General features: G+C 42.5%; 24 protein-coding genes. 16 read left to right on the top strand and 8 right to left on the bottom strand.

The window, feature by feature from the left end; all coding sequences use genetic code 11:
* Positions 1-125: 125 nt before the first annotated feature.
* Positions 126-344 carry a hypothetical protein gene (locus HGD77_RS10195; RefSeq protein ID WP_004645598.1) on the top strand — a complete coding sequence of 73 codons (219 nt, stop codon included), beginning with the start codon at positions 126-128 and terminating at the stop codon, positions 342-344.
* Between the two features lie 252 nt (positions 345-596).
* Here HGD77_RS10195 and HGD77_RS10190 read toward each other — a convergent pair whose 3' ends face one another.
* On the bottom strand, positions 597-947 hold the full coding sequence (locus HGD77_RS10190; protein WP_004731641.1) for a hypothetical protein: 351 nt from the start codon (positions 945-947) through the stop codon (positions 597-599).
* A 258-nt stretch (positions 948-1205) separates the two neighbouring features.
* On the opposite strand from HGD77_RS10190, the gene HGD77_RS10185 reads away from it, so the two are divergent.
* Positions 1206-1907, top strand: a complete 702-nt coding sequence (locus tag HGD77_RS10185; RefSeq protein ID WP_004282345.1) for an IS1 family transposase — start codon at positions 1206-1208, stop codon at positions 1905-1907.
* Between the two features lie 35 nt (positions 1908-1942).
* On the opposite strand, the gene HGD77_RS10180 is transcribed toward HGD77_RS10185, so the two are convergent.
* Together HGD77_RS10180 and HGD77_RS10175 are read right to left on the bottom strand one after the other, a co-directional pair.
* Complete coding sequence (locus HGD77_RS10180) at positions 1943-2608, bottom strand: hypothetical protein (protein ID WP_004279028.1); 666 nt, start codon at positions 2606-2608, stop codon at positions 1943-1945.
* A gap of 101 nt (positions 2609-2709) precedes the next feature.
* On the bottom strand, positions 2710-3408 hold the full coding sequence (locus tag HGD77_RS10175; RefSeq protein WP_004279026.1) for a DUF3820 family protein: 699 nt from the start codon (positions 3406-3408) through the stop codon (positions 2710-2712).
* A gap of 331 nt (positions 3409-3739) precedes the next feature.
* On the opposite strand from HGD77_RS10175, the gene HGD77_RS10170 reads away from it, so the two are divergent.
* The 7 genes from HGD77_RS10170 to ahpF all read left to right on the top strand — a co-directional run bounded on the left by HGD77_RS10170 (position 3740) and on the right by ahpF (position 12348).
* The gene (locus HGD77_RS10170) at positions 3740-4984 is read left to right on the top strand and encodes an alpha/beta hydrolase family protein (RefSeq protein WP_004731639.1); all 1245 of its coding nucleotides are present in this window, start codon (positions 3740-3742) and stop codon (positions 4982-4984) included.
* Positions 4985-5138: 154 nt separating this feature from the next.
* Positions 5139-6389 carry a serine hydroxymethyltransferase gene (glyA, locus tag HGD77_RS10165; protein ID WP_004279023.1) on the top strand — a complete coding sequence of 417 codons (1251 nt, stop codon included), beginning with the start codon at positions 5139-5141 and terminating at the stop codon, positions 6387-6389.
* A 505-nt stretch (positions 6390-6894) separates the two neighbouring features.
* The gene (gene rnk / locus HGD77_RS10160) at positions 6895-7299 is read left to right on the top strand and encodes a nucleoside diphosphate kinase regulator (RefSeq protein WP_004279022.1); all 405 of its coding nucleotides are present in this window, start codon (positions 6895-6897) and stop codon (positions 7297-7299) included.
* Positions 7300-7640: 341 nt separating this feature from the next.
* A complete protein-coding gene (locus HGD77_RS10155) occupies positions 7641-8432 on the top strand; it encodes a hypothetical protein (protein ID WP_004279021.1) in 792 nt (263 codons plus the stop codon).
* 16 nt (positions 8433-8448) lie between these two features.
* The gene (locus HGD77_RS10150; RefSeq protein ID WP_004279020.1) at positions 8449-9582 is read left to right on the top strand and encodes a toxic anion resistance protein; all 1134 of its coding nucleotides are present in this window, start codon (positions 8449-8451) and stop codon (positions 9580-9582) included.
* Between the two features lie 37 nt (positions 9583-9619).
* A complete protein-coding gene (locus tag HGD77_RS10145) occupies positions 9620-10537 on the top strand; it encodes a hypothetical protein (protein ID WP_004279019.1) in 918 nt (305 codons plus the stop codon).
* Positions 10538-10782: 245 nt separating this feature from the next.
* Complete coding sequence (gene ahpF, locus HGD77_RS10140; RefSeq protein WP_004279017.1) at positions 10783-12348, top strand: alkyl hydroperoxide reductase subunit F; 1566 nt, start codon at positions 10783-10785, stop codon at positions 12346-12348.
* Between the two features lie 249 nt (positions 12349-12597).
* Here ahpF and HGD77_RS10135 read toward each other — a convergent pair whose 3' ends face one another.
* The 3 genes from HGD77_RS10135 to HGD77_RS10125 form a co-directional block, all read right to left on the bottom strand.
* The gene (locus HGD77_RS10135) at positions 12598-12852 is read right to left on the bottom strand and encodes a YfhL family 4Fe-4S dicluster ferredoxin (protein WP_004645588.1); all 255 of its coding nucleotides are present in this window, start codon (positions 12850-12852) and stop codon (positions 12598-12600) included.
* A 2-nt stretch (positions 12853-12854) separates the two neighbouring features.
* Positions 12855-14264: a tRNA 5-hydroxyuridine modification protein YegQ gene (gene yegQ, locus HGD77_RS10130; protein WP_004645587.1), complete on the bottom strand. Its 1410-nt coding sequence runs from the start codon at positions 14262-14264 to the stop codon at positions 12855-12857.
* Positions 14265-14397: 133 nt separating this feature from the next.
* Positions 14398-14808, bottom strand: a complete 411-nt coding sequence (locus tag HGD77_RS10125) for a Cd(II)/Pb(II)-responsive transcriptional regulator (RefSeq protein WP_004279012.1) — start codon at positions 14806-14808, stop codon at positions 14398-14400.
* An 86-nt stretch (positions 14809-14894) separates the two neighbouring features.
* Here HGD77_RS10125 and HGD77_RS10120 point away from each other — a divergent pair, with 86 nt between their 5' ends.
* The 3 genes from HGD77_RS10120 (at position 14895) to HGD77_RS10110 (ending at position 16142) form a co-directional block, all read left to right on the top strand.
* Positions 14895-15518 carry a cation transporter gene (locus HGD77_RS10120; protein ID WP_004279010.1) on the top strand — a complete coding sequence of 208 codons (624 nt, stop codon included), beginning with the start codon at positions 14895-14897 and terminating at the stop codon, positions 15516-15518.
* Positions 15519-15689: 171 nt separating this feature from the next.
* The gene (locus tag HGD77_RS10115) at positions 15690-15941 is read left to right on the top strand and encodes a hypothetical protein (RefSeq protein WP_004279009.1); all 252 of its coding nucleotides are present in this window, start codon (positions 15690-15692) and stop codon (positions 15939-15941) included.
* An 18-nt stretch (positions 15942-15959) separates the two neighbouring features.
* Complete coding sequence (locus tag HGD77_RS10110; protein WP_004279008.1) at positions 15960-16142, top strand: hypothetical protein; 183 nt, start codon at positions 15960-15962, stop codon at positions 16140-16142.
* A 64-nt stretch (positions 16143-16206) separates the two neighbouring features.
* Here HGD77_RS10110 and HGD77_RS10105 read toward each other — a convergent pair whose 3' ends face one another.
* The gene (locus HGD77_RS10105) at positions 16207-16986 is read right to left on the bottom strand and encodes a ferredoxin--NADP reductase (protein ID WP_004279005.1); all 780 of its coding nucleotides are present in this window, start codon (positions 16984-16986) and stop codon (positions 16207-16209) included.
* A 105-nt stretch (positions 16987-17091) separates the two neighbouring features.
* Between HGD77_RS10105 and tsaA the strand changes: the two genes are divergently transcribed.
* Complete coding sequence (gene tsaA, locus HGD77_RS10100; protein ID WP_004731629.1) at positions 17092-17811, top strand: tRNA (N6-threonylcarbamoyladenosine(37)-N6)-methyltransferase TrmO; 720 nt, start codon at positions 17092-17094, stop codon at positions 17809-17811.
* Between the two features lies 1 nt (position 17812).
* On the opposite strand, the gene HGD77_RS10095 is transcribed toward tsaA, so the two are convergent.
* Positions 17813-19063 (bottom strand): MgtC/SapB family protein, encoded by a 1251-nt coding sequence (locus tag HGD77_RS10095; RefSeq protein ID WP_005103613.1) that lies wholly within the window; start codon positions 19061-19063, stop codon positions 17813-17815.
* Positions 19064-19272: 209 nt separating this feature from the next.
* On the opposite strand from HGD77_RS10095, the gene HGD77_RS10090 reads away from it, so the two are divergent.
* From HGD77_RS10090 to HGD77_RS10080, 3 genes are all read left to right on the top strand, one after another.
* On the top strand, positions 19273-21030 hold the full coding sequence (locus HGD77_RS10090) for a GspE/PulE family protein (protein WP_004279001.1): 1758 nt from the start codon (positions 19273-19275) through the stop codon (positions 21028-21030).
* Between the two features lie 93 nt (positions 21031-21123).
* Positions 21124-21489: a NirD/YgiW/YdeI family stress tolerance protein gene (locus HGD77_RS10085; protein WP_004645581.1), complete on the top strand. Its 366-nt coding sequence runs from the start codon at positions 21124-21126 to the stop codon at positions 21487-21489.
* A gap of 135 nt (positions 21490-21624) precedes the next feature.
* Positions 21625-22290 (top strand): response regulator transcription factor, encoded by a 666-nt coding sequence (locus tag HGD77_RS10080; protein ID WP_168730808.1) that lies wholly within the window; start codon positions 21625-21627, stop codon positions 22288-22290.
* Positions 22291-22294 lie beyond the last annotated feature (4 nt).

The raw sequence follows: 22294 nt of genomic DNA, 5'->3' as shown, positions 1-22294 counted from the left end.
TTTTCTTATAATCCATTCAGATAAAAAAGTTTACATTGCCAAATTCGCTAACATCTTGAAGATTAATCGCTTGGCTAATTATGGTATAAAAAACTGCAAATTGGATAATGAGAGAGGAAGGAAAAATGTCAAAGATGATTGATATCAAAGTGAAAGATCAATTTAGCCAAGTGACTGAAGCGAAAGCGATGCTGCGTTCCTTTGCAGAGCACAACATTCATCATGCAGCTGAGTTGGTCAAAAAAATTGAACACATCGTGGTGGATGGTGAAACCATTCTGCCGAGTATTGAGTTGTTGTTTGAAAGCCAACAATCTTCAAATATTTATCGCGTTATCGAATAATTTAATCAGTGAACTTCAGATAGGTAGAAAAAAATTGAACTTATTTATCCGAAATCACCGATTCAGCAGATAAAAAACTCACCATTTAGGTGAGTTTTTTATACTTTGGTGTTTGCTAGCTTGGATACTACTGTATGCAGCTATAATCAGCTTCTGATTCAATATCTAAGAGAAGACAACGTGATAATGGGCTTTAATTGGCCGAAGAAATATCCCATAACAATAAAAAAGCTCGCTGGAGTGAGCAAATATTTAAATCTGTTTAAGCTGCAGATTCACATCATATTTTTCAAAATCTTTTAGAATCTGCACTAAAGTTTGCTGTGCGATTGTATGCTCAGGGCTTAAAGAAATTTCCTGACGAGTCGTGCTGTCAAAACATTCAATGGCCTGGATCAGCCAATGATGCTCAATGGGACTTTTTTGAATCAACACACGGCGCGGTTGCAAGCTGTCACTGATCTGGCGGGGAAGTACATAGGTGATCGCCAGTTGCACAAATTGCAGTTCTTCAACCGGACTTAAAAAGGTAATTACCCAATTGCCAACTTTACTCAGTTGCATGGGATTATCGAACGCATCGAATTCTAAATAATGTGACATATACATGATCCAATCGGATGTCTATGCTCACTATATGGCGGGATTATAATTCTTTTTCTATCACGCTTAAGTCGGATATTTCGAGCTTTAAATTTTGCTTAAATATAAATATATCAAATAACCAATTAGTTATCTTAAATAATTAAAGCTGCCTCATTGTTAAACTCGCTTATTTAAGAGTTTAAAAGACTAAGATATTCGGTGGTGTTTCAAAAAGTATGCTGAAAAAAACAATATGGCTTTTGATAAAATAGAGGTATGAAAATAACGCTACAAATCAAATGTCCTACCTGTCTAAGTAACAATATAAAGAGAAATGGCATCAAAGTAGATGGGAAACAAAACCATCAGTGCAAAGATTGCAAACGTCAATTTATTGGTGATCATGCATTAAGCTATCAAGGGTGTAACTCAGGTATTACCGGCAAGATATTACATTTAATGGTCAGAGGAAGCGGTGTAAGAGATATTGCTGAAGTCGAGCGTATCAGCATTGGCAAGGTATTACGAACCTTAAGTGAATCGATCTATCAGATTCAGCCTAAACAAAGCCACTACGAATGTCTTGAAGTCGATGAACTTTGGACTTTTGTAGGGAATAAGAAAAATAAACAATGGCTTATTTATGCCTACCATCGAGAATCTGGAGAAATTGTTGCTTATGTTTGGGGTAAGCGGGATTTAGCAACGGTTCAACGTCTTAAAGCTAGACTTAAAAAGCTTGGGGTTCAATATGCTCGAATTGCGAGTGATCATTGGGATAGTTTTATCACAGCATTTCAATGTTGCAAGCAAGTGATCGGTAAGTTTTTTACCGTCGGTATTGAAGGTAACAATTGTAGAATTCGTCATCGAATCAGGCGTGGATTTAGGAGAAGTTGCAACTTTTCTAAAAAGCTCGAAAATCATTTTAAAGCCTTTGATTTGACTTTCTTTTACCTTAATAACGGATTTGTTTAACGCCAGCATACTTTTTGAAACACCACCAGATATTCTTATTCAGGCGCTTCATTTTGCTGCAATTGGTCTAAAGCAAAATTGATCTGCTTCAGAATGTGATTCAATTCTTGGGGAGCAATACGGCTTTCCTGAAGGGACGTAATCCATTGCATTTGGCACAGTTTTAAACTGCGCGTATCCGGCGCCTGTAAAATCTGATGAATTTGCTGCTTGGCCATCAAGCCACAATATTTTTGTAAGCTTTCCATCATCATATATTTAAGGTCTTCAAAAGACATAGGTTGCAGTTCAGGCAGCTTTTTTGCATGGCTTGAATCCGTTTCAGCAGATGGAATGTCCTGCGCTACTTTAATGGATTCCATCTCAGGATGGAGTTCTTTTGTCGCAGAAGCTGCTGCTATCGATGAGTCCAACGATCGGTGAATCTCGGAGTGTGCCAGGTCAACTTTTGTATCTGTTCTTGCATCAGCCTGCTTTTGACTGATGGCTACCTCGCCCGTTTCAGCTGGAATAATTAAATCCATGGCATAAAGCTGATCTAAGAGTTCGGCAGGAGCAAGCTGTTGTTTTAAGCCATCATTTAATAAGTTGAAATCCTGGCTGCCGATCAGAACCAGTAAGCGGCGTTGGCGTGCGGTCAGTGGGATGGAGCGATCCTGTAGCACCTCGATCCCACGTTGAGTTTTATAAAAATGCATCATAGCTGAATAGATTGTTGCTAAAATTCAGCTAGAGCATAGTCTGTGAAAATTACATTAATATGAAGTATTTATTAAAATACTGAGGTTTGTTTTGATAAAACCTATAATGTCGTGATCGCCGTATTTTCAAGGGCCTTACGTAAATAAGGATCCAGTTCATCCTGACGCAATAGCCATTGCACATAGTCAGTAGGAAGTTCGGCGATGGCAGTACCGCGATGTTTGCCAAAATTAATCGTACGTGGAATTCGGGCATCTTCAGAAGCATCGAATAATTCCTGCATACTGTTGATTTTTAAATGATGCACAATATGCATCAAAATATTGGCAGTTAAAATAATATCCATATCGGCACGATGTGCTTTACGGATCATTTCACGCGCTCTTTCGCTGCCTTTGGTGATCATATAGATCAGTGCAGAAATATTGTGTGCTTCCGCATCTGGCCAGACCCGACGAGCTAAAGCCAAGGTGCAAATTGCCTTGATTTTTGAAGTATCTACGCCACATTTTTCGATGGCACGGACGTCATAATCAATATTATGGCCGATCATGTAGACGGTTTCATCAGGTAGGCGAAAGGTAGTGTAATGCGGCTGACCTTCCAGATCCGATTCCAGAATATGATGCACGGCCATGGCAGCAAAAGAAATGGCTTCGTCACATGAATAAAGCTGATCAAACAGGCGGCTTTTATCCAGACTGATTTTATGCTCTACAATTTCGACAGGCGCATAAGCAATTTCGATGGGTTGACCATTTAAAGTATGCGTTTCGGTATCAAGAATAATGGCCTGCATGTCGGAAATGTGCCTGAAAAGAGAGGAGAGTAAAATCTAACATTATTATTTTGCAACTGACAATTGAATTGCTTTATTTCTGTATTAATTGCAGGCTTTTTAACGTATGACGACTATTTGTATAGTTCTGAAAAGGGGAAATTCTCTATTTTTAAGTTTGCTGATTTCATAATAAATATAAACTGACGCGAATTTAATAGAAAAAATAACGCATTCTTTTCTTGATATTGTTTAGATAAATTGGGAAATTACATGTAGTTTTATCGTTTGTTAAAGATAAAACCAGAAAAACTCATTAGAGACGATAATAAATAAGATAAGGATAAGATCGATGAAACGTCAAGTATTGACCTGTGCTCTTCTCACATTAAGTGTAGCCTTAACTGCTTGTAACGATGATAGTGATAATGATCGTTTTTACGAGTCCAAACCTGCTGTTCCAGTAAATAATATCGATAATCCAGTCGTGGCAACACCTGTAGCCTATACTCAAACGGATTTCTCCGGGATCGCTGACGAAAGTGTGATCATGACTTATAAGATGTTAGGAATTAATGGTAAGGAAACACAAGCTACTGCATTAGTTTTCACACCCGAGGGAACGCCTCCAGCTACAGGCTGGCCAATTGTGGCATGGGCACATGGAACTACCGGTGTAGCTGATCAGTGTGCGCCGAGTCGAAAAGCGCTGAATGATTATATTAAAGCCATGATTGGCGGGTTTCTCCAAGCTGGCTATATTGTAGTGGCACCTGACTATGAAGGTTTAGGAGAGCCAAGTGGAAAAGAACTTCATCCTTTCTTGAATCTGAAAAGTGAAGCTTATTCTATTACTGATGCAGTTGTGGCTGCACGAAATTATTTAGGTTCACAAGCGTCCAATCAATGGGTTGCAGTAGGGCATTCTCAAGGTGGCCAGGCAGCTTTAGGCGCTGCGCAATATGCAGCACGTGCTTCTAAGATGACCTATAAAGGTACGGTAGCTTTAGCACCTGCTTCTAATTTTAGCCTGATTTTGTCAGGTGGTGAGACGCAAGCTGGACAAGAAACCGATCTGGGTAAAAAGATTGAAACTTTGGCGTCTTTAGATACGTTCACGGCATTGATTACTGCCGGTTTACGTAATCCAAACCCAAATCTGCAATATAGCCAGATTTTTAAAACACCGACTGACCAGATCGCTAAGAATGCGGAAACTGATTGCTATGATGTACTGGGTAATAAATTTGGTGCTGCAATGGGACAGTATGCTCAAAATAACGGAACTTTAGAAGGATATCCTCGTACTCAAACTAACTTTATGAGTATTCCAGTCGTAAAGAGCTTCTTGGAAAAAGATTCTCAGCCTTTACTTGTTAAAGTTTCTACGCCAGTGATTATTTATCAGGGTTCAGCAGATAGTACCGTTCCGAAAGCAGCAACAGATGTTTTGGTTGCACTCGCCAATCAGAAACAAACTTCAGTACGTTATATTACGGATGAGTCAAATGCGACTAAATGGGATCATGGTAGCGTCTATGCACTGAATATTCCTAATATTATTTCAGATGTAAAATCTCTAATGCCAATTCAATAACTTATTTTTATCTGAATGGCTCATGTTTTTTTAGATATGAGCCATTTTTATTGCAAACTGAATAAAGTTCATGATCGAAAATTTAAAACTTCATGCTACAATACGCGCCAATCTTAGCACGGCTTAAAAGCCCTAAATCAATAGGACCTCGCTAATGTTTGCCAATATCTCTATCGCTGAATTTGATCCAGAATTAGCTCAAGCAATCTCGAATGAAGATGCTCGTCAAGAAGCTCATATTGAGCTAATCGCTTCTGAAAACTACTGCTCACCAGCAGTTATGGAAGCTCAAGGTTCAAAACTTACTAACAAATATGCGGAAGGCTACCCAGGTAAACGCTACTATGGCGGTTGCGAGTATGTAGACGTTATCGAACAATTGGCGATTGACCGTGCTAAAGAACTCTTTGGTGCTGATTATGCTAACGTTCAGCCACATGCTGGTTCACAAGCAAACTCAGCAGTTTACTTAGCGCTTCTTAACCCAGGCGATACAGTTCTGGGTATGAGCCTTGCTCACGGTGGTCACTTGACTCACGGTGCAAAAGTAAGCTTCTCTGGTAAAACATATAACGCGATTCAGTACGGTTTAAATCCTGTAACTGGCGAGATCGATTACGAAGAAGTTGAGCGTTTGGCGCTTGAGCACAAGCCACGCATGATCGTTGCTGGTTTCTCTGCATACAGCCAAATCGTTGACTGGCAGCGTTTCCGTGAAATCGCGGACAAAGTTGGCGCTTATCTGTTTGTTGATATGGCTCACGTTGCAGGTTTGGTTGCCGCTGGCGTTTACCCAAGCCCGGTGCAAATCGCTGACGTTACTACGACTACGACTCACAAAACACTTCGTGGTCCACGTTCAGGTCTGATCCTTGCGAAAGCAAACGAAGAAATCGAGAAGAAACTTCAATCGGCTGTATTCCCAGGCAACCAGGGTGGTCCTTTGGTTCACGCGATTGCTGCGAAAGCAATCTGCTTCAAAGAAGCAATGGCACCTGAATACAAAGCTTATCAGCAACAAGTAGTTGTGAATGCGAAAGCAATGGCTGAAGTATTAATCGCTCGTGGTTATGACGTAGTTTCTGGTGGTACTGAAAACCACTTGTTCTTGTTGTCTTTAATCAAACAAGACATCACAGGTAAAGAAGCTGACGCTTGGTTAGGTGCTGCTCACATTACTGTGAACAAAAACTCTGTACCAAACGATCCACGCTCTCCGTTCGTCACTTCAGGTATCCGTATCGGTACACCTGCAGTAACAACTCGCGGTTTTGGCGAAGCTGAAGTGCGTGAACTTGCAGGCTGGATCGCTGACATCCTAGATGCTAAAGGCGATGAAGCTGTTATCAACGCGGTGAAAGAGAAAGTTGCAGCGGTATGTGCTAAATTCCCAGTTTATGCATAATCGCTTATAAACGGAAAGGAGCTCCCAACCGGGAGCTTTTTTTATAGCTGTAAAAATAACGATGTAAAAGATGTTTAGACTTGATCGGGCTTATATAGATCAATTTCCATGCCGTAAGAGATTGAGTCATCAATAAAATCATATTGAGTTTTTCTCAATCTGGCTTAAAGTCTTTTATCAACTATTTGTATTTTTAAATGCTTTAAAAGAATGAATGCATTCGTTGCATGCTTTGCTTGAAATTATTTACAGGAATTATTTTCAGAACCTGACACTTTAAAAATAATAGGTTATTGAGCTGAAGATCATGGTAGATGAAGCGCTTGAGTGAATCCCATGTTACTGTAAGGTGGTGCTGATATAAGCGCCGTGAATGACATCATTCTTTTTATTTAAACGTTATATGGATCGGTATCATTTGAATATGGGTAAATCCTGTATTTAAAAATGCTGCTGGCGGTTGATTGATTAATTTTTCATTTATGCATTAAACAAGGTAATAAGGATGACTAAACCCAACATTATTTTATCTGAGCAAGATTTACATCGTCTGGAAACGATGCTGGAGAATCAGAGCAAGCTGAGCGAAACCATGATCCGCTTAGAGGATGAATTGGCACGTGCCGAAGTGGTCGAGCCGCAAGCGATCGCAAGCAATATCGTGACCATGCATTCCCGTGTGTTGTTGACCATTGCACCTTCTACGGAAGCTGTTGAGGTGACACTAGTTTACCCACACGAATTTAAAGGTGAAAAGGGGCAGGTCAATGTCATCGCACCGATAGGTGCAGCCATTTTGGGCTTAGCAGAAGGTCAAACCATTGAATGGCCACAACCGGATGGTAATACCATGAAAGTGACCATTGAAAAAGTGCTGTTTCAGCCGGAGAGCGAAGGGGATTATCTTTAAGCCAGCGTTGGATCATCCTTGAAAGCCATAGCAATATGGCTTTTTTGTATATGGATTTTAAGTAAAACCTGGTGTTGTAAGCATTTAGATCAGATTGAATACATTTTAAAGTTCTAAATGCTTAAAGTTAAACAATTCTCAAGATGCTACGTAGCCATTTATCTCTGTAATTGGATTGTCTTGCCAAAATCATAATTAAAATAAAGATAAAACATGCATTTAGTTAAAGTGATGTAACGAATTTCTGGATAAATATACACAACGCAGTCTGTTTTTTTGCTACATTCGAAGATGTTCTAGACTTCTTTGTTTCACTTTTTTTAAAGGATATCGCCTCAACCATGTCGCGCTTTGAAGCTCTACCTGCCTTGACTGACATGATGCTTGATCGTGAGGAAATTCTGGCGATTAAGCGTAATGAGCTTGTGCCTGTACTGGATAATCAATATGGGCTGAATCATTATGCAGATGCTTTGATTCAGGCACAGTCCGTTCTACTGAATGGTGTAGACCCGCACTTGACCCAACAGTTAAGCCATACCATTGAGCAATTGATTCAGGCTTTGGCAGAATCTAAAAAATATCTGAAAAAACGTAAATTTAATGCCCTACAGAAATGGCTAGGCATCGATCTGGATTATGGCTCAAGTCAGGTGGAATATTATCAACGGCTAGACCGTTTGCTCGATCAGGCCGATCACTTAAGCCGTAAATTGCAGATTGAAATTCAGAAATCGCAGTCACGTTTTCAGCAGCTTTTGGGGTTGCGCGAACAGATGGCCAAGCACATTGTCGCAGCAGACGAGTTTCTGTCTGAATATCCGCTATTCGTCAAAAACCAGCATCCCTTGGATAATTTTTCAGAACGCCTCTCCAAGAAAATTAATACCTTACGTACCTTGCAAAGCAGTAATGACATCGCCATTACCCAGATGCAGCTTTCGCAGCAGCTTTCCTTTAGCCTGCTGGATCGCTTTAAGGAAGCACAGCAGGTCTTGATTCCGGCCTGGCAATATCATGTCAAACAAAGCCAGACGAAACACTCGACAAGTGATCTGGAAAAACTTGATAATAGCCGTGAGAGTCTGATTAAAACGTTAAAAAAATCCCTCGAGAAACCCTCGAAAACATAACAATATAAGGTGAACTATGACCAAGTCTGATTTAGTAAATTTACCTGTTGAAAGCTCGAATGAACTGGTCGAACAAAAATTCCAGCAAATGGACCTGAAAGAACTGGGCTTACAGCCTGCTGACTTTCAGGAGGTGCTGGCTGCACGTAAAGAGTTGCAGAACATGAGTCATAACAGCGTGGCTGAATATGGCAAAAATATTGCGACCAAAACTTCGACCTATACCGATGAATTACTGAATCTGGTGCAAAATAGAGATCTGGATGCGACAGGACAGAAGCTGAATCAGGTGGTACAGGTGGCTCAGCAGCTGAATACCAGCAGTATTCTCAATAAAAAGAAAAGTTCGGGTTTTTTTGGCAATATCATTAGCAAATTCAAAGGTGCGAAAGATAACTTTGATGCGCATTTCAATACCACTAAAGAGCAGCTAGATGTACTGGTGAAAGAGATTGAAACCTCGCAATCCGGTTTGAAAGCACGTGTTGATACCCTGGATAAAATGTTTGACGGGGTACAGGATGAATATAAACAGCTCGGGGTACATATCGCCGCAGGCCGTTTACGCGAACAGGAGCTGCAGCAGGAAATTTCCACTTTAACCGCCTTGCCGCACGATCAGAGCACCACCCAGAAAATTTATGACCTGAACCATCTGGCCAATAATCTGGAAAAACGTGTCAGTGATTTACAGGTATTGCAGCAATCTGCCATGCAGACCTTGCCAATGATCCGGATTATCCAGTCGAATAACCTGATGCTGGTCGACAAGTTCTATGCGATCAAAAACATTACTTTACCGGCGTGGAAAAACCAGATCAGTCTCGCAATTTCATTGAGCGAACAGAAGAACAGTGTACAGCTGGCCAATACCATTGATGATGCCACCAATGAGCTGCTGCGCCGTAATGCTGACCTGTTACATCAGAACTCGGTCGATACTGCTAAAGCCAACCAGCGCTCGGTGATTGACATCGAAACGCTTGAACATGTGCAAAATACCCTCATTAAAACTGTAAATGATGTGATTCAGATCCAGAAAGAAGGTGTACAAAAACGCACAGAAGCAACCGTGCGTTTGAAAGCTTTGCAAGATAATCTGAATCATTTGGTGATTGAATCAAGTACCAGTGGATCCACGCCCAACTAAATCAGGTAGGGCCAAAATCTGAAAGAAGGAGTAGAGATTGCCGCCCTTAGATGAATACGCCGTTAAGCCTCAGGACATCAAGCAGGGGGTAGTTGCACTCAAGAAACGTCAACGCAATTTGATGCTATTGGGTTTGACTACTTCTACCATATTTATAGCCTCATTGATCAGCCTATTTTTCCAGCAGGAACTGGTCTATGGCTTTTTTGGCCTGAGTACCCAAGTACAGCAATTGCATTTACCGGTCAGTGTAGATGCCACACTGGCCAGCATTGGTGATAGTCCGGATTATTTTTTTAGTTTGCTGAGCTGGTTTGGCTGGCTGATTATTAAAATTTTTGCCTCTTTTATCGGTGCATTTTTTGTGATTGGCTTACTGAAAAAGTTGCGTTTCTTTTATGTTCGCTTTCAGTCTTTTGTGCTGAAATTTGTCGCCTGGCTGATTGCTTTTATCGTGATCTGGTCAGGATTGACTTACTGGCAGCATGATCTACGTAATGATCGGGATGATGCTTATCAGCAAGTGGTGTATTATGACAGCAATATTAATGACAGTGAAATTGCTCGTTATCTGGCTGATTCAGAGATTGCAGCACCGGTGAAATCTTATTTACTGGCGCAAACGGCATTGCTGCATAAGCCGCAGGATTTATCTGCCGCAAAACCTTATGTTTTAAACCTGGTTGAAGCAGAAAAACAGGATCCTAAATTTGAACAATATGGTTTCAAGCCTGAACAAATCTGGACCATGCAGCAACAGGTCTATGGTCAAGCCATGACACCAGTCGCCAAGAGTGTAAATACACAGGTGCAACAGGCGGATCAGTTAAATCAGATCACGAATCTGGTTATTATTGGTGTTGCTATTTTATCGGCACTACTTAGCCTAATCTTGTTTTTCTTGGCCAACTCAATCAAGGGTCGATCACTCCGTATCGAACAGCGGATTCATTAATTTCCCAAAATGCTCCTGAATAGGGAGCATTTTTTTGATAAAATTTCAATGCTATTTTTAAGATAACCTATTCAACTTGCTTAACACAGCTCAAAAATTTAAATAAGGCAGTAAAAAAAACTAGGTTTAGCTTAATAATCTAAAATATCGATCAATAAAATAAAAACAACCTGTTTTACCTATTCAATCGATTGTCCTATCATGGCTGTATCAAATAAACATTTACTCCTTTGGAGACGTTAGTAATGTTAGATCAAAATACTTCAGCCCAACTTAAAACCTTATTAGAACGCCTAGAAGGCCCGATTGAACTGGTGGCGACTTTGGATGGCTCTGACAAATCAGCCAAAATCCAGGAACTGGTGTCCGAAGTGGCTGCACTGTCTGACCTGGTGACTGCACGCTTTGACGGGATCAATGCACGTGCGCCAAGTTTCGGGATTGCAAAAGCTGGTGAGGAACCACGTGTATTCTTTGCAGGCTTGCCAATGGGCCATGAGTTCACCTCACTGATCCTGGCATTGTTGCAAACCTCAGGTTATGCACCGAAAGTCTCTGATGAAGTTCTGGCGAATATCAAGAGCCTGGGTGTTCAATCTAATTTCGATGTATTTGTATCCTTAAGCTGCCATAACTGTCCGGATGTGGTTCAGGCACTTAACCTGATCGCCATCTATAACCCAGGCACTACAGCGACCATGATTGATGGGGCTTTCTTCCAGGAAGAAGTAGAAGAACGCAAAATCATGGCGGTTCCGATGGTGTTCCAGGACAACCAGCATATAGGTCAGGGTCGTATGACGCTGGAAGAAATCATTGCCAAGTTGGACAGCAATGCCGCTACCAAAGATGCGGAAAAGCTGAATGCCAAAGATGCCTTTGATGTCCTGGTGATCGGTGGTGGTCCTGCAGGGAATACTTCTGCCATCTATGCAGCACGTAAAGGCATTAAAACCGGGATCGTGGCTGAACGCATGGGCGGTCAGGTCATGGATACCATGGACATTGAAAACTTTACGTCTGTACAGAAGACCCAAGGTCCTAAATTTGCTGCCGAGATGGAAGCCCACGTGCGTGAATACGGGGTCGACATCATGAACCTGCAACGCGTGTCTGATATCAAAGGGGCAGACGAAACGGCCAATGGTCTGGTGGAAGTGACTTTAGAGAATGGTGCCAAACTGGAATCTAAAACCGTGATTCTGTCGACCGGCGCACGCTGGAGAGAGATGAACGTTCCAGGTGAGCAGGAATACAAAACTCGTGGTGTGGCCTACTGCCCGCACTGTGATGGTCCACTGTTCAAAGGCAAACGCGTCGCCGTGATTGGCGGTGGTAACTCGGGGGTGGAAGCTGCGATCGACCTGGCAGGGATTGTAGAGCATGTAACTTTGGTGGAATTTGATACCAAATTGCGTGCGGATCAGGTGCTGCAAGACAAACTGAACAGCTTGCCGAACACCACCGTGATCAAGAATGCCTTGTCGACTGAAGTACTGGGTGACGGTGCACAAGTGACTGCACTGAAATACAAAGACCGTGCTACGGATGAAGAGCATACAGTTGAACTTGCAGGGATCTTCGTGCAGATCGGTTTGTTGCCAAATACGGACTTCCTGAAAGAAACCCCAGTTGAGCTGACCAACCGTGGTGAGATCGTGATTAACGATCGCAATGAAACCAATGTGAAAGGTGTATTTGCTGCAGGTGACTGTACCACAGTGCCGTACAAGCAGATCATCATCGCGACCGGTGAAGGTGCCAAGGCGTCACTGTCTGCTTTTGATTACATCATCCGTTCAGGACAATAAAAAAATAGCACCTGGGTTCCCCAAAACCGAGGTGCTATATCTTATAAATACATTATTATCGCTTTATAGGAACTCAGGACGCTAACACCCGAGTTCCTTTTTTATATTTATTATTGGAACAGCCAAAAGTGTCCCCACGCACTTTCAGCTGTTCCTTTCCTCTGCACAGTTTTTGTTTTCAACCCTTATTTTTATACTTTCCCCAAGGTTGTTTTTATATAAAGCAATGTTTATTCCATCGCTTCATTTTTAAGATTTAAATAAGTTCAAACCCTTAAATTTTTCCAGTAATTGTTCTTGTGTTTCCCGATACTCCGGATGTGGAACAATGCATTCAATCGGACAGACATCTACACAGGTCTGATGCTCATAAAAACCGACGCATTCTGTACAACGGTTCACATCAATTTCATAAACTTTCGCACCCTCATAAATCGCGTCATTTGGGCATTCCGGTAAACACATATCGCAATTGATGCATTTGTCGGTAATTAGTAGTGCCATATTTAACTCGCTTGATAAGCCAGTGAAGATGCCGAAATATCCATAGTCGAGCTTGGCAGATTACGGATGAGCAGGGCATATTGCATATCAACATCTGCCGGAACTGGAATCTCAACGATATGACCTGAACCTTTGGCGTCTTCGATCAGATTACCTTTTTTGTCTTTCATTTCGGTTAAATTGAAAGTGATATTGCCTTTAGTCGTCATCAGTTCGAGTGAGTCACCGACGATAAAACGGTTTTTCACATCGATCTTGATGTAATCTCCATTGCGCTCCAGTACTTCACCACAGAAAATTTGATGATCAAAACTGGAAGAACCATGTTCATAATTCTGATATTCACTATGCACATGGCGGCGTAGAAAACCTTCGGTATAACCACGATTCGCTAAGCCTTCCAATTGTGTCATCAGTGACGGATCAAAAGGTTTACCCGCAAGCGCATCATCAATCGCTTTACGGTAAATTTGAGCAGTACGGGCGCAATAGAAATAAGACTTGGTACGGCCTTCGATTTTCAGTGAATGCACACCCACTTTAGTTAAGCGCTCTACATGCTGGACTGCACGCAGATCTTTCGAGTTCATAAAATAAGTGCCGTGTTCATCTTCTTCTGCGGCAAACATATCTTCATCATTCCGCTGCAATAACACAGGCTCATCAAACTGATGTTGTTCTTGCATGTGTTGTTCGTCGGCATCTTTGGAGCAGCAGCCTGAATCCAGATTTTTCACTGGAATCACATCACCGGTTTCATCTTCCTTAGCATCCAGCACTTTATATTCCCAGCGGCAGGCATTGGTGCAGGCACCCTGATTGGCATCACGTTTGTTCATATAGCCTGACAGCATGCAACGGCCAGAATAGGCCATGCACAGTGCACCATGAACAAAGACTTCAATCTCCATATCGGGCACTTGCTGTTTGATTTCTGCAATTTCTTCAATCGACAATTCACGTGACAGAATCACGCGGGTCAGGCCCATATTTTTCCAGAATTTCACGGTTGCCCAGTTCACGGCATTGGCCTGAACAGACAAGTGAATATCCATCTCTGGAAAATGTTCACGCACCAGCATGATCAGACCTGGATCGGACATGATCAACGCATCTGGCTGCATCGCCACTACAGGCGCTAAATCACGAATAAAATTTTTCAGCTTGGAGTTATGCGGCTGGATATTGACCACCACATAGAACTTTTTGCCGAGTTCATGTGCTTCTTTAATGCCAATGGCGAGATTGTCATGGTCAAATTCATTATTCCGAACCCGCAGGCTATAACGCGGCTGACCGGCATAGACTGCATCTGCACCATAAGCAAAGGCATAGCGCATATTTTTCAGTGAGCCAGCAGGTGAGAGAAGTTCGGTAACAGTGGTAATGCTCATGATCAAATCGAAAGACATATAAAAAGTACGGCTTTATTCTAATCATCTGGAATTTGGATTCAACCTAGTAAATCACTCGGAAATACGCGATTTGGATGTAAAACAAGGTTCTTTTTTAAGTAGGGAATCCTCCATAAAATATCTTCAATATTCAGTCATTTTCAGGATTTTCAAGCGTTTTTAAAATCTGGCAATGATCAATAGTGGTTGGGGTGTTGCAACGTTCTCTCAGTGTGATCAGTTGCCGTTCAAATATTTGTAATTCTTTAATTTTATTTGAAATATCCGAAAGATGCTGATCAATCAATTGGTTTACGGCACAGCACTCCTGCTCCGGATTTTGTTCAAGTTGAATCAGGGTTTCAATCTCTTTTAATGACATGTCCAAGGCACGACAACGCTTGATAAAAAGCAGTCTTTTTAATGTGTCTTCACCATAATAACGATACTGATTACTTGCTCGAAAATTCGGCTGAATAAAGCCTTTTTTCTCATAAAAACGTAAGGTATCGGTGCTTAGACCAGTTTTTTTGGCCATTTCTGAAATCAAATAAACTGACATATCGCCCTCATGCTTGACCTTGGAGTTAGTTCATAGTTTCTAATCAATTTATCGTATTTTGGATAAAAAATCATCGGGGGAGTTATATGGCCTGTAGTTGTAGTCCTGAACCGGCACCCATCAAGCCCAACAGCAAATTTAGAGCAGCGCTATGGATTGCCTTGCTGGTAAACTTCACTTTATTTGTAGTGGAGCTGATCGGTGGTGCATATGCACATTCATCAGCCTTGTGGGCAGACGCGCTAGATTTCTTTGGTGATGCCGTCAATTACGGGATTTCTTTGGCTGTACTTGGTGCGAGTCTGTATTGGCGGGCAACAGTCGCTTTGGTAAAGGGGATGACCATGGCATTGTTTGGTCTGGTAGTGATTGGCAAAGTGATTTACGCCTATCTGCAAGGCATTCCACCTGAAGCACTGACAATGGGCCTGATTGGCATCCTAGCCTTAGTGGCGAATGTATTTACAGCAGCAATTCTTTATGCTTTTCGTGAAGGTGATTCCAATATGCGGTCGGTCTGGCTCTGTAGCCGTAATGATGCAATTGGCAACTTTGCGGTCATTTTGGCAGCCGTAGGCGTATTTGGTACAGGCAGTCTTTGGCCGGATATTATTGTGGCTGTAATTATCGCTACACTCGGCATCACATCAGGTTATCAAGTGATTAAGCAGTCTCTGGAAGAAAGATCACTTAAACATAAATCCAGCTAATTTTTATATTTAAAGCTGTCCTGCAGGGCAGCTTTTTATTTATTTCCATTTTTATAATATTTGAAAAATAAAGCTTTACAAATAAACAAATTAAATTAGAATCTCTGGCGAAATTCAGAAAATATACATAAATTTTAATAATTTAGTTTTTTGCATCGTGCGAGGGTTAATGTGAATTTAATTAAAATTTTTTCAATATTGGCAATATCGGGGCTAGCCGCTTGTAGTTCCAAAGTCGTGACTTATGATGCAACAGGAAAAATCATCGGTTCATGTATGGCGACGCGTGGCCTACTTTCGACCGCAAGTGCACATTGTAGTGGTTCAGGCGATGCCTTAGGTGTGAATTACAATACGCCAGATGCGAATACAGGCCTATTACCAACGCCACCAAGCCAAAATCAGATTAATTTAAAACCGTAAATAATAAAGGGGAATATCATGAAATTATCAGCACTTATTGCACTTGTAGCGACTGTTGTATTGACGGGCTGTGCATCGTCAGTAACTACATTTGACTCTCATGGCCGTATGATTGGTTCATGTAAAGCGCAAACGGGTTTCATCATTGCAGGTGGCGCAGGCTGTTCAGGTTCTGCAAACCAGGAAGGTCGCGATCGTTAATTATTTAGTGATGGTTCCAATAAAAAACCGGACTTTTAAGTCCGGTTTTTTAGTTTAGAAAATCTTATTTTTCAACGAATGCACGTTCAATCACGTAATCGCCTAAAACGCCCATTTTCGGAGATTCTTTCAGACCGTGTTGATCAAGAAGCGCAGCAACGTCATCTAGGAATGCAGGGCTACCGCATAACATGGCACGGTCAGTTTCCGGGTTGAAACGTGGCAGACCGATTTTTTCAAACAGTTCACCGGTTTCAATCGCGGTGGTTACACGACCTTGGTTTGGATATTCTTCACGGGTGACGGTTGGGTAATATACCAATTTTTCTTTCGCGCCGAGTTCAGAGAAGAATTCATGATTTGGCACTTCATTCAGGATCAAATCTTGATAAGCCAGTTCTGAAATGAAACGGGTACCGTGAACTACGATGATTTTTTCAAAACGCTCATAAGTTTCAGGATCGCGAATAGTCGACAGGAACGGTGCAAGACCAGTACCAGAAGAAAGAAGGTAAAGATTTTTACCTGGGTTCAAGTCATCAAGTACCAATGTACCTGTCGGCTTTTTAGAAACCAAAATGTCATCACCGACTTTGACTTTCTGTAAAATCGAAGTCAGTGGACCATCAGGCACTTTAATTGAGAAAAATTCTAACTCTTCTTCGTAGTTGGCGCTTGCAATTGAATATGCGCGCATTAACGGCTTGCCATTGACTTCAAGGCCGATCATTACAAACTGACCGTTTTTAAAACGCAAAGCAGTGTCACGAGTCGTTTTAAAAGAGAATAAAGTATCATTCCAGTGGTGGACGTGAGTAATCTTTTCGACGTTAAAAGCAGCCATTAAAGGTCTCAATAAATTATCAAATTAGAACAGCTTGCTATTCTAATCTAAATTCATTCTCGATAAACTGAATATATTTAATTGAGCTTATCAAAAAAAGTGATGATGACTGAACTGACGCTGCCGATTATTGGTTATATGCGTTCTCCCTATAAAGAAAAATTTGGTATTCCTCGTCAGCCGAATCTGGTTCAGGTCGAAAGCTATATTGAAATGGTCGGGTCCTATAATGACCTGCTCGCCTTTGAGGGAATTGAAGAATTCAGTCATTTGTGGCTGGTCTGGCAATTTCATGACAATAAAAACCAGCACAACAGCCAGTTTCGTCCACAAGTGCGTCCGCCGCGTTTGGGTGGTAACAAGAAAATAGGCGTGTTTGCTACGCGCAGCATGTATCGTCCATCACCGATTGGTTTATCTGTGGTCAAACTCAAAGAAGTGAGAAAAGTGAGCAAACATGTTCGAGTGTATGTGACAGGGAGTGACTTGCTCGATGGCACGCCAATTATGGATATCAAACCTTATATTCAATATTCGGATGCCATCATTGAAGCACAAAGCGGTTATGCACAGGATGAACCACCACGTAAAACCGTCATTTGGAGCGATGAAGCGGAGCAGCAAAAGCAACAATTACTAGGAAATGGAAAAATTTCTGTGCAGACTATTCAGGAACTGGAAGCTGTCTTATCTTTAGATCCAAGACCTGCATATCAGGAAGATGAAGAACGGGTATATGGGATGAAGTTTGCAAATGTTGATATCCATTTCAAAATTCATGCTCAGCAAGTGCTAATTGTTGCTATCCAGCATATTCCTTCCTAGATTATAGGTTCCACCACAAAACCCCAATCAACACTGCCATATGCAAAATCTGCACAGGCGCAAAATAAAGGACAAACTTCCAGCCACCGGTCAAAGCTGCATTGGCTGACTTGGCCAGGGCATGAGCACCCAGACCTAAAAGCAGGGCATAAATCAGACGCATATTTGAAGGATCGCCTTGAACGACGACACTGGCCATCGCGGCATGAATCTCGAATAAAGAGGCGAGCAAGGTCCCGGCCAGTAAGCCGGCATCCCCGAGCCAGACCTCCAGTCCGTAAACTCCAGCCTGAATCAATGTTAATGTGACTGCAATAATCACAGCTTCTTTTAAGCTGAACATCTGGCTGTCTGACGATTCCATGCTCGGCGCAGGTTTTGCCTTGCGCAATAATAAAAATGCACAGGCTGCCAGAAGGATTACGGCAACTAAAGAGGGCAAGAGCAGGATTTTAAGCCAGCTCCAGGATACGCCCCCGATCACAATCAATAGCAACACAATAGTCGAGATACAGGACATCAGCGCGGCACCGGCATTCGATCGTGCATCCATTTCACCTTTACGGACCTGTAAGCCCAACTGAGCGATGGTCGCCGTACTGGAAACAAAACCGGAAGCGATGGAGGACAGCATCAGGGCATTTTTAGTCGAGAAAAAGCGTTTCGCAATATGAGCCAGAGCTTGTACCACTAAAATTAAGGTCAGTAATTTGAGAATAAGATAAGGATTAAGCACTTCGCCCCAAAAAGGCCGGTCAGGGGTCAGCGGCAGACCAATCAAAATTAAGGCCAGTAATAATAGTCCATCCCTAAATTCGGCTTCTTTAATCCATTTTCCGGCAATATTGTGCATGGTATGTTTGGCCATCAAAATACCGGTTAAGAGCACAGAAAGACCGGCTGCCAGAGGAATATTCCACAAACACATGGCGCCAACAAAATAGGTCATCACAAATGCAAGCTCTGTGGTAATGCCCGGATCATCAGGCTGATTTTTGATGGATAAAATGACCATACCACCCACGATCAAAGCACCTATTACAGCAATCACGATTCCAAACAGGAAACACAGTGCACCCAATAAAGCACAGATTGCAAAGGAACGTAAGCCGGCAAAACTCGGTTGCTGCTCACGTTGTTTATGTCGTTCCCGCTCCAGACCAATCAATAGGCCGCAGCCCAATGCCGAGGTGAGTATCGTGAGCAGTTCATGAAAAGAATGCGCATGCAGGGGAACCGCAGTCAGATCCATCTGTGACCTCAGCAAGCTAAGAGTTGATTATTTAAAAATATATGTGATGAGATCAGGTTTGCATAGATTAAAAATGTTGCGGTAACGATCAAATCCATTCTTTACTTTCTTTTTGAGATTGAAATAGAAACGTACATTCAAAAGGTGGGGAGCATGCGAAAAACTGCAAAAACTTGTTATAGTGGAGGCAAGTTTGGGGACTGATAATAATGAAATTTGACTTTGAAATGGATACGGCATGGTGTCTAGACCAACTCTTTAAAGACGGTAAAATCAGTGAACGCGACCGAATGCTGGTACAAACCACTCATCGGCAACGTGAACAATTAAAATGGCACCCTTTACAGTGGATTGCCAATTTTAATCTGGTCGATCAGTCCCATCCCCAAACGACTTTGACCCTGAACCGTTTATGTCAGTGGCTGGCAGAAAAAACCGGATTGATGTTCTATATTATTGATCCGCTTAAAGCTGATGTACAGGCATTGACCCATGTCATGTCGCAGGAATATGCACTGCGCAACCATATTTTGGCAGTAGAAATTCAGGCAGACAAAGTTCTGATCGCCACGGATCAGCCTTATAAAACCGAATGGGTGTCGAATCTCGAGCAAAATATTTCCCCGAAAAAAATACAACGGGTATTACTGAATCCAGAACAATTACAACGTTATATTACTGAATATTATCAGGTCAGTCGTGCAGTCAGTGGTTCACAAAAATCCTCTGCCTATGACCGGGAAAATAAGGGCGTCGAAGCCTTGCTGCAATTGGGTGATTCACAGAATCCGGATGCCAATGACCAGCATATTGTCAAACTGGTGGACTGGGTGCTGCAATTTGCCTTTGAACAAGGTGCCAGTGATATTCACATGGAACCACGTAAAGACACCGGCAAGATCCGTTTCCGGATTGATGGGGTGCTGCATACGATTTACAATATGCCGGCCAATACATTGACCGCCGTCATTTCCCGAATCAAGATTCTGGGCCGAATGAACGTGGCGGAAAAACGTAAGCCACAGGATGGCCGACTGAAAACCCGCACGCCCAAAGGACAGGAAACTGAACTGCGCCTGTCGACCTTACCGACAGCTTTTGGTGAAAAACTGGTAATGCGTATTTTCGATCCGGAAGTGCTGGTGAGAAGTTTTCAGCAACTCGGTTTTGAAGGTCATCTGCTCAACGACTGGAACAATCTGACCAGTCATAGTCATGGCATTATTCTGGTGACCGGTCCGACCGGTTCCGGTAAAACTACTACGCTTTATTCAACTCTGAAGCAGCTGGCGACTGAACAGGTCAACGTCTGCACGATTGAAGATCCGATCGAGATGCTGGAACCTAGCTTTAACCAGATGCAGGTCAATAATGGTATTGATCTCGGTTTTGCTGACGGCGTGCGCGCACTAATGCGTCAGGACCCGGACATTATCATGGTTGGAGAAATTCGTGATCAGGACACTGCCAATATGGCGATTCAGGCAGCATTGACCGGTCACCTGGTTCTATCGACTTTACATACCAATGATGCGCCGTCGAGTCTGACCCGTCTGCATGATTTAGGCGTACAGCCATTTTTGACAGCAGCAACCATCTTGGGTGTTCTGGCTCAACGTTTGGTTCGTAAGCTGTGTCCACACTGCAAACAGGAAAGTTTCCTGAACGAGCAGGAGTGGCAGCATCTGGCAGCCGATTATCCTTTGCCGCGACCGGAATTTGTCTTTAAGGCGGTAGGCTGTGAAGAATGTCGGCATACCGGCTATAAAGGCCGTATCGGGATTTATGAGTTTATGCCACTGAGTCTGACCACCAAACAGTTGATTGGTGCGGATGCTAACCTGAACCAGCTGCGTCAGCAGGCGAAAAAAGAAGGCGTAGAGCCGCTCAGAATTGCCGGGGCGCGCAAGATTCTGGAAGGTGTGACCACGCTTGAAGAAGTCCTGAGAGTGGTGCCCTTAAATTAATTTTGAAAATGAAGCAATCTTAAGATTCAATTCATGTTTGGCTGTTTTAATAGCATCATCGAAACAAGGCAAGACTTTAAAGAGGTAACTGCGATGAAAATGATGATAAATACGGTTTTGGCAGCTGCATTGATGGGTTCTATCGCGACAGCTACGATAGCAAGTAGTGACACGGCTGTGAATCAGGCCGCTTTTGCTAAATCGACTACAGTCAAACAGGCACTGGCCATGAAAGATGACAGCAAAGTTCAGCTCAAAGGTTATGTCGTGAAAGCAGTCGGTGATGAAAAATACCAGTTCCGCGACAGTACAGGCACCATTACGGTTGAGATTGATGACGAACTTTGGCAAGGCAAACCGATTTCAGCCAAAACACCGGTAATCATCACAGGTGAAATCGACATTGATTATAAACCGGCAAAACGTGTTGAAATTGAGGTTGATCAGGTTCGCTTCTAATATCGCCTGATTTGCTGAAATCAGTTTGAACATAGCAACAAAAAACCACATGCAAGTTACCAAAAAGCATGTGGTTTTTTTGAGTCTGCTGCTTTTTCAGGGCAAGATAGAACAAGGAAGCAAACGGAGCAGAATATGCGTATTCTTTTGGCAGAAGATGATCAGTCTCAGGCAGACAGTATCCAGACCTGGCTGGAAATGGATGGTTATGTGATTGATCGGGTAGAGCGCGGTGATCATGCGATCCTGGCGATTGAACAGCATCAATATGACTGCATTTTGCTGGATCGCGGCCTGCCGAATGCCACTGGAGACGAGATTTTGAAAAGTTTGCGCAGCCAACAGCAAGTTACGCCGGTGATTTTTATTACGGCCAAAGACAGTATTGATGACCGGGTTGAAGGTCTGGATTTAGGCGCGAATGATTATCTGGTCAAACCTTTTAGTCTGGAAGAACTTTCGGCCCGGGTACGTGCCCAGCTCAGACAGAAGCAGCAAACACCGAATCATATCCTGCTCTGGCAGGATCTCAGTCTGGATACTCAAGCCAAAACCCTGACTAAAGAAGGTCAAGCTGTGAATCTGACTGCGAAGGAATTTCAAATTCTATACAAGCTGATGCAGCAGCCTGAACATATTGTCACCCGTGAACAGCTGGAAGAATCGCTGTACGCTTGGGGTGATGAAATTGAAAGTAATGCCATTGAAGTATTTATCTATCAGCTGCGTAAAAAAATCGGCAGCCAGATGATCAAGACTATTCGCGGTCTGGGCTATCGCATGCATAAGGCTGAGGTATAAACCT

It is taken from the genome of Acinetobacter sp. NEB149 (assembly GCF_012516415.1).
Lineage (GTDB): Bacteria > Pseudomonadota > Gammaproteobacteria > Pseudomonadales > Moraxellaceae > Acinetobacter > Acinetobacter lwoffii_V.
Note: the sequence above shows the minus strand (reverse complement) of the source record. Positions and strands in the feature narration are given on the sequence as shown.

Excerpts from the sequence above, each read along its gene's own strand:
- HGD77_RS10125 (WP_004279012.1), bottom strand. The coding sequence starts at position 14,808 with ATGTCAGTTTATTTGATTTCAGAAATGGCCAAAAAAACTGGTCTAAGC.
- rnk (WP_004279022.1), top strand. The coding sequence starts at position 6,895 with ATGACTAAACCCAACATTATTTTATCTGAGCAAGATTTACATCGTCTG.
- HGD77_RS10105 (WP_004279005.1), bottom strand. The coding sequence starts at position 16,986 with ATGGCTGCTTTTAACGTCGAAAAGATTACTCACGTCCACCACTGGAAT.
- HGD77_RS10185 (WP_004282345.1), top strand. The coding sequence starts at position 1,206 with ATGAAAATAACGCTACAAATCAAATGTCCTACCTGTCTAAGTAACAAT.
- HGD77_RS10175 (WP_004279026.1), bottom strand. The coding sequence starts at position 3,408 with ATGCAGGCCATTATTCTTGATACCGAAACGCATACTTTAAATGGTCAA.
- HGD77_RS10135 (WP_004645588.1), bottom strand. The coding sequence starts at position 12,852 with ATGGCACTACTAATTACCGACAAATGCATCAATTGCGATATGTGTTTA.
- HGD77_RS10170 (WP_004731639.1), top strand. The coding sequence starts at position 3,740 with ATGAAACGTCAAGTATTGACCTGTGCTCTTCTCACATTAAGTGTAGCC.
- tsaA (WP_004731629.1), top strand. The coding sequence starts at position 17,092 with ATGACTGAACTGACGCTGCCGATTATTGGTTATATGCGTTCTCCCTAT.
- HGD77_RS10090 (WP_004279001.1), top strand. The coding sequence starts at position 19,273 with ATGAAATTTGACTTTGAAATGGATACGGCATGGTGTCTAGACCAACTC.
- HGD77_RS10150 (WP_004279020.1), top strand. The coding sequence starts at position 8,449 with ATGACCAAGTCTGATTTAGTAAATTTACCTGTTGAAAGCTCGAATGAA.
- HGD77_RS10190 (WP_004731641.1), bottom strand. The coding sequence starts at position 947 with ATGTCACATTATTTAGAATTCGATGCGTTCGATAATCCCATGCAACTG.
- HGD77_RS10085 (WP_004645581.1), top strand. The coding sequence starts at position 21,124 with ATGAAAATGATGATAAATACGGTTTTGGCAGCTGCATTGATGGGTTCT.
- HGD77_RS10080 (WP_168730808.1), top strand. The coding sequence starts at position 21,625 with ATGCGTATTCTTTTGGCAGAAGATGATCAGTCTCAGGCAGACAGTATC.
- HGD77_RS10120 (WP_004279010.1), top strand. The coding sequence starts at position 14,895 with ATGGCCTGTAGTTGTAGTCCTGAACCGGCACCCATCAAGCCCAACAGC.
- HGD77_RS10095 (WP_005103613.1), bottom strand. The coding sequence starts at position 19,063 with ATGGATCTGACTGCGGTTCCCCTGCATGCGCATTCTTTTCATGAACTG.
- yegQ (WP_004645587.1), bottom strand. The coding sequence starts at position 14,264 with ATGTCTTTCGATTTGATCATGAGCATTACCACTGTTACCGAACTTCTC.
- glyA (WP_004279023.1), top strand. The coding sequence starts at position 5,139 with ATGTTTGCCAATATCTCTATCGCTGAATTTGATCCAGAATTAGCTCAA.
- HGD77_RS10180 (WP_004279028.1), bottom strand. The coding sequence starts at position 2,608 with ATGATGCATTTTTATAAAACTCAACGTGGGATCGAGGTGCTACAGGAT.
- ahpF (WP_004279017.1), top strand. The coding sequence starts at position 10,783 with ATGTTAGATCAAAATACTTCAGCCCAACTTAAAACCTTATTAGAACGC.
- HGD77_RS10155 (WP_004279021.1), top strand. The coding sequence starts at position 7,641 with ATGTCGCGCTTTGAAGCTCTACCTGCCTTGACTGACATGATGCTTGAT.
- HGD77_RS10195 (WP_004645598.1), top strand. The coding sequence starts at position 126 with ATGTCAAAGATGATTGATATCAAAGTGAAAGATCAATTTAGCCAAGTG.
- HGD77_RS10110 (WP_004279008.1), top strand. The coding sequence starts at position 15,960 with ATGAAATTATCAGCACTTATTGCACTTGTAGCGACTGTTGTATTGACG.